The organism is Flavobacterium succinicans (assembly GCF_001662485.1).
Taxonomy (GTDB): Bacteria; Bacteroidota; Bacteroidia; order Flavobacteriales; family Flavobacteriaceae; genus Flavobacterium; species Flavobacterium succinicans_A.
The window spans coordinates 1-4,465 of sequence record NZ_JMTM01000030.1; the positions used below are offsets into that span (position 1 = coordinate 1).

Consider the following 4,465-nt stretch of genomic DNA (forward strand, 5'->3'; position numbering starts at 1 on the left):
GCGGTTATTCCCCCTCAATCTTTTCAAAAACAATTCGTGCATTCGTGGCCATTCCCCACACAATCTTTTCAAAAAGAATTCGTGCTTTCGTGGCCATTCTCCCAAACTACCACTATTTATCCAAAAACTGATAAGTAGAATTCATGCTTTTAAACTCAGGAACAATTTTTTTCATTTTCCCTACGATATCATCATTATTAAAGAAGGGAGACATGCCGATCAGCTCTTCAATTTCAACATGTAGGTTTTCAAATTCTTCTTGAATTTCTTCTGCAATCATAATCTTTTCATGATAGGTTGGAATCGTTTTAGAAGTATCATTTAATAATTCCTCATATAATTTTTCTCCAGGGCGCAAACCCACGATTTTTATTGGAATATCTTTATCTGGGATAAATCCTGCCAATTTGATCATTTTACGTGCTAAATCAATGATTTTTACGGGTTTTCCCATATCAAAAATATAGATTTCCCCCCCTTTTCCCATAGATCCTGCTTCCAAAACCAACTGACAAGCTTCGGGTATGGTCATAAAATAACGAATAATATCTTGATGGGTAATAGTAACAGGGCCTCCTGCGGCAATTTGCTTGGTAAACAAAGGCACTACCGAACCATTAGATCCTAACACATTCCCAAAACGAGTCGTTATAAATCTCGTTCCTTTCCCATTATTTTCCTTGATGCTTCTCAACTGTAACGATTGTACATACTTTTCAGCAATACGCTTGCTTGCCCCCATCACATTGCTTGGATTCACCGCTTTATCGGTAGACACCATCACAAACTTTTTGGTTTTAAATTCACACGCCAAATCGGCTACATTTTTGGTACCTTCTACATTAGTTTGTATCGCTTGCGCAGGGTTCTCTTCCATCAAAGGCACGTGCTTATAAGCCGCAGCATGATAGACCACTTGTGGCTGATACTCTTTGAAGACTCTTTTCATTACTTCTTTATTACGAACATCGGCTATGACACTAGACAATTTAGATTCAGTCACAATTTCTGCTAGTTCTAGCGTGAGTTGATGCAAAGGAGTTTCCGCTTGATCTACTAAAACTATGCATTTAGGTTTAAAGTGAATCACTTGACGTACAATCTCACTACCTATAGAACCGGCAGCTCCAGTAATCATGATGACTTTATCTTTCAGATCCTTTGAAATAGTTTTAGTATCCAATATAATCGGATTACGCTCTAATAAATCTTCAATTTGGATGTTTTTTACCTTATCCGAAATCTCCTTTTGGTTCTCCCAATTCGAAATCAAAGGCACTGTATATACACGGTAATTGTATTCTAAACACTTATCTACAATCAATAATTGTTCGTCCTTAGTCAAGGATTTGTCGGCTATAATGATGGCTTCCGCACCAACGGATCGCATCAAGGTAGGCAGTTTTCTCTTTTGTACCAATATTGGCAAATCCAGCATTCGCTTGTTGGAGTTCAAATTATTTTTATCTACAAAACCCACTATCTTAAAACGAGTTGGCGTTTCAAATTTCAACGCATTGGCCACCGAAATGGCATTGGCATCCGTTCCATAAATAATGGTACGAATTAGTTTATTACTTCCTTTATCTGAAAAATACAATTCGAAAGTCTGTTTCACCACTACGCGGTACAAAAACAACCCACAAAAAGAAAGAAGGATATTGATAAACAAAGCCGTATTTAAAATCGCTTTCTCTCCAGTACTTATTTCGTAAAAAAAGTTAGCTATTAAAAAAACCACCAAGACCGCCAATTGAGAAAACAGCAGTTTTACGGCATCAATATAAGAAGAGTGACGGATAATACCCGAGTAAGTTCGAAACAACCAAAAGAAAAAAACATTAACACCAATCAACAAGCTAATATACACTAGGTAATGCGGGGTAACAATATACTCTAAACCAGTACCTTTAAAAATCAAAACGGTAAAGAAAAAAGAGACGTTGAGTACCATCGTGTCCATCAACACGATAATCCAGCGAGGTAAATAACTGAGATTATGAATACTGAATTTTAGATTCGCTCTAGAGAAAAAACTTTGCGTAGTCGTACTCAAAATAAAATTGCATTATTAATTAGTAAACACAAAAGTACAAATTGTTGGGAAAGCATGGACAAGAAAAATGTTAATATATGCTGCCAGTCTTTTTTTTGCTGGTTAACGAATTAACTGTTGAATCGTTGAACGGTTTATTGGTTGAATCGAGTAATCGAGTAATCGAATAATCGTAAACAAATTAATCGCTAAAAGTACAAACCACTTTAAGATTAAACTATAAACCACGAACCAAAAACGATTAAACAATTCAACGATTCACCGATTAAACCATAAACTACAAACCACGAACCAAAAACGATTCAACTAAAACAACTACCTTTTTTGCCTTAACAAGCCCAACAAATAGTCGCCATAGCCCGATTTACGCAATGGTTCGGCAATCGCTTTTAATTGTTGATCCGAAATAAAGCCTTGTCGCCACGCAATTTCTTCTATACAACCCACTTTTAATCCTTGACGCTCTTCCAATACTTGTACAAATTGACCCGCTTGCATCAAACTGGCAAATGTCCCCGTATCCAACCAAGCGGTTCCTCTGCTAAGGATCCCTACTTTTAATTTGCCTTGAGCCAGATACACTTTGTTCACGTCGGTGATTTCATATTCCCCCCTTGCACTAGGTTGAATATTTTTGGCAATTTGGACTACCGAATTATCATAAAAATACAAGCCTGGAACCGCAAAATTAGATTTAGGCTCCAAAGGCTTTTCTTCGATAGAAAGCGCTTTAAGATCCTTATCAAACTCTACCACCCCATAACGTTCTGGATCCGACACATGATACGCAAAAACAACCCCTCCAGCTGGATTCGTATTCGATTGTAATAACTCATGCATATTCGCCCCGAAGAAGATATTATCTCCCAAAACTAAAGCCACCGAATCCGTTCCAATAAAGTCTTCCCCAATTACAAAAGCCTGAGCCAATCCATTAGGAATCGCTTGTTCCGCGTAGCTGAATTGACATCCGATTTGGCTCCCATCGCCCAATAACTTTTTAAAATTAGGCAAATCGTGAGGCGTCGAGATAATCAATATTTCATGAATACCGGCCAACATCAAGGTAGACAACGGATAATAAATCATTGGCTTATCATAAACCGGCATCATTTGCTTGCTCATCGCAAGCGTCAACGGATGCAAACGCGTACCGGATCCTCCGGCTAATATTATTCCTTTCATTTTTGTTTTAGTATTAAGTACTATGTATTAAGTATTAAGACAACTGATAACCGAAAACTGATAACTGACAACTGATAACTGATAACTGACAACCGAAAACTATTGCAACAGCCTCATACAACGCTCTAAACTCTCCCTATATTCCGGAACAAGCACACCAAAAGTAGCTTTAATTTTACTTTTATCCAATAAGGAATACTCAGGTCTTTTGGCAGGTGTTGGATAAGCAGAAGTTGGAATACCGCTAACAGCACATTCAAATCCGCCTATTTCTTGAATAGCCAAGGCAAATTCATACCAGCTGATTTCGCCTTCGTTAGAAAAATGATAGATCCCTGCTTGCCAATTGGGATGAGTAATAATAGTCATAATCGCTTGTGCCAAGTCAGCGGCGTAAGTCGGACTCCCAATTTGATCGTTGACCACTTGCAACGTGTCTCTTTCTTGCATCAAGCGCGACATCGTTTTAACGAAATTAGCCCCAAAACCGGAATATACCCAAGAGGTTCTAATGATAATAGCCGCTGGATTGGCGTCCATACAGGCTTTTTCTCCTAATAATTTGGTTTGCCCATAAACATTAATCGGTCCAGTAGGAGCGGATTCCGTTAATGGAGTGGCAGCGGTTCCATCAAAAACATAGTCGGTAGAAATATGAATCAATTTACAATCGTTCTGAGCACTCCATTGAGCCATAACCGCAACAGCTTGATGATTCAATACATCAGCCAATTCAAATTCGGATTCTGCTCTATCTACTGCCGTATGCGCTGCGCAATTGAGAATATAATTGGGCTGAATATGCGACAAGGTAGCGACCAACCCTTCCAAATCAGACAAATCCAATTCCGCTCTTTCCGTAAATACCCATTCGAATTGACTGTAGTTTTTTGACAAAACGTTCAACTCCGACCCTAATTGCCCATTGCCCCCTGTAATTAATATTTTTTTCATATATTTTTTAGTACATAGTACATAGTAATTAATCCTTAGCAAATAGTGATTAGCAGCTGGAAATAAATCCGTGCATTCGTGATCATTCTCCCCACAAACTTTTCAAAATAATTCGTGCATTCGTGGCCATTCTAACCCACAATCTTTTCAAAATAAATTTGCGACTCGAGCGATAGCGAACAGACGAAGTAATTTGCGGTCACCTCCTCACAAACTTTTCAAAAACAATCCGTGCATTCGTGGCCATTCACACCCACAATATTTTCTATA

General features: G+C 38.3%; 3 protein-coding genes. All 3 read right to left on the reverse strand.

Going from position 1 to position 4,465, the window contains the following annotated elements:
* Positions 1-112 precede the first annotated feature (112 nt).
* Positions 113-2,056 carry a polysaccharide biosynthesis protein gene (locus tag FLB_RS05445; protein ID WP_410503414.1) on the reverse strand — a complete coding sequence of 648 codons (1,944 nt, stop codon included), beginning with the start codon at positions 2,054-2,056 and terminating at the stop codon, positions 113-115.
* Between the two features lie 315 nt (positions 2,057-2,371).
* Positions 2,372-3,241: a glucose-1-phosphate thymidylyltransferase RfbA gene (rfbA, locus tag FLB_RS05450; RefSeq protein WP_064714960.1), complete on the reverse strand. Its 870-nt coding sequence runs from the start codon at positions 3,239-3,241 to the stop codon at positions 2,372-2,374.
* A 99-nt stretch (positions 3,242-3,340) separates the two neighbouring features.
* Entirely contained in the window at positions 3,341-4,195 is an 855-nt protein-coding gene (gene rfbD, locus FLB_RS05455; RefSeq protein WP_064714961.1) for a dTDP-4-dehydrorhamnose reductase, read from the reverse strand.
* Positions 4,196-4,465: the final 270 nt, after the last annotated feature.